Below are 1939 nucleotides of genomic sequence, written 5' to 3' on the forward strand. Positions count from 1 at the left end.
AAGTGCCATAGGATGTGGTTTGCCCATCACTGACCCCCATATCTGCCATACAGACAGGGAATCACAGATCAAGCATCGGGGGAATCCTGAATCTCGAAAACCGCAACACGCTCTAAACCCACCTTACAAACCTGTCGAAATGAACTGGTTGGCTGGTATTTGCGGTCCCCGGTGGGAGATGTAAGGTGGGTTTAAACCCACCTTACCGGATCGGTTCAGCGGTTCGCGCCGGGAACCCAGAGAACGTCGGCCCGGCCGTCGTCATTGGCGATGCGGGCAGCGACGAAGAACCAGTCCGAAAGGCGGTTGAGATACTTCACTGCCGCCCCGTTCACCGATTCCATCCCGACCAGTTCCACCGCCATCCGCTCGGCCCGGCGCGACACGGTGCGGGCAAGGTGAAGATGGGCCGCAAGGGCCGAGCCGCCGGGCAGGATGAAGCTGCGCAAGGGTTCCAATTTCGCGTTCATCGCGTCGATTTCGGCCTCAAGGCGCGAAACCTGACTGTCAACCATGCGCAGCACCGGATAGCCCGCCTCGCCGTCCTTCTCCATCTCGGGACGGCAGAGGTCCGCGCCGAGGTCGAAAAGGTCGTTCTGTATGCGTGCGAGCGCCACATCCATCTCACCCGTCGCATGAAGCCGGGCGAGGCCGAGGACGGAATTCGTCTCATCCACCGTGCCGTAGGCCGCGACCCGCATCGAATGCTTGGCGACCCGGCTGCCATCGCCAAGTGCGGTTTCGCCCTTGTCGCCAGTCTTGGTGTAAATCTTGTTCAGAACGACCATTCAGAAACCTCCGCGACCGGACAGGAAGACGAACAGCAGGATCAGCACCACCGCCACCGCCTGCGCGATGATGCGGTAACGCATGATCCTGTTGGCGTGTTTGCGGTTGAAATCGCCACCCTTGGCAAAGCCGCCGATGCCGATCATCAGGATGATCAGCACGACAAGGCAGGCACCCGCCGCGACGAGGAATAGGGGATCGTTGGCCATGCGCACCTCCGGTTGCCCGCTTTCTACTCCCCACGCGTGCCGGATGCCAGCGCAATGGATGCGGCGACCCGTCGCGTCAGCCGCGCGCCAGCATCCAGAGCAGAGCGCGCGAGGAAAGAATCCGTTTTGCGAAACCCATGAGATAAGTCGGCGTGGTGACGTAATAGCGTGGCTTCGGGTTTGATGCCTCAAGCGCCATGATCAGCTTTTTCGTCACTGCCGAGGCAGGCCATTGCGGTCCGCTGCTACCGCCCTTGTACAACTTGTCGAGAAGGCTTGCACGGTATTCATCCGCACGCGCCGAATGTTCCCAGTCCACCCATTTTTCGAACTGTTTGACCGCGTTCTTGCGGAAATCCGTGGCGATCGGGCCGGGGTCCAGCAGGCTGACTTTGATCCCGGTTTCCGCCATCTCCATCCGCAGGACGTCCGTCATACCTTCCAGTGCAAACTTCGTCGCGACATAGGCCCCGCGCCATTTCATGCCGACGAGGCCGAGAACGGAGGAGCAATTGATGATCCGCCCGTGACCTTGCGCCCGCATGGCGGGGATGATCCGGTTCGTGAGGTCGTGCCAGCCGATCAGGTTTGCTTCAAAGATTGTATGCATCGCCTCGCGCGACACATCTTCCAGAGGCGCGGGGATTGCATAGGCTCCGTTGTTGAACAAAGCGTCGAGGGTGCCCCCCGTCCGTGACAGGATCTCCTCCACCGCGGCGGCAACGCTCGAGGCGTCTTCGTAGTCGAGCTGAAGGCTTTCAAACCCCTCTGACGACAATCGCGCGACATCGGCTTCGGCGCGGCAGGTTGCGAAGACGCGCCACCCTGCGGCCTTCAACGTTACAGCCGCGTCATAGCCGATGCCCGAGGAACAGCCAGTGATGAGAATGGATCGCGTCATGCTTGCCTCGCCCCTTACCTCTGGCAATAGCGTTTCGGGA

The 1939-nt window shown here is 60.7% G+C and carries 3 protein-coding genes; all 3 read right to left on the minus strand.

What is annotated here, in order from left to right:
* Positions 1 to 215: 215 nt before the first annotated feature.
* On the minus strand, positions 216 to 788 hold the full coding sequence (locus tag WBB85_RS09640; RefSeq protein ID WP_432638407.1) for a cob(I)yrinic acid a,c-diamide adenosyltransferase: 573 nt from the start codon (positions 786 to 788) through the stop codon (positions 216 to 218).
* Entirely contained in the window at positions 789 to 998 is a 210-nt protein-coding gene (locus WBB85_RS09645) for a twin transmembrane helix small protein (protein WP_432638408.1), read from the minus strand.
* Positions 999 to 1074: 76 nt separating this feature from the next.
* Positions 1075 to 1899, minus strand: coding sequence for an SDR family NAD(P)-dependent oxidoreductase (locus WBB85_RS09650; RefSeq protein WP_432638409.1), 825 nt, complete (start codon positions 1897 to 1899; stop codon positions 1075 to 1077).
* Between the last annotated feature and the right edge of the window lie 40 nt (positions 1900 to 1939).

This window comes from Albidovulum sp. (genome assembly GCF_049646345.1).
Taxonomy (GTDB): Bacteria; Pseudomonadota; Alphaproteobacteria; order Rhodobacterales; family Rhodobacteraceae; genus Albidovulum.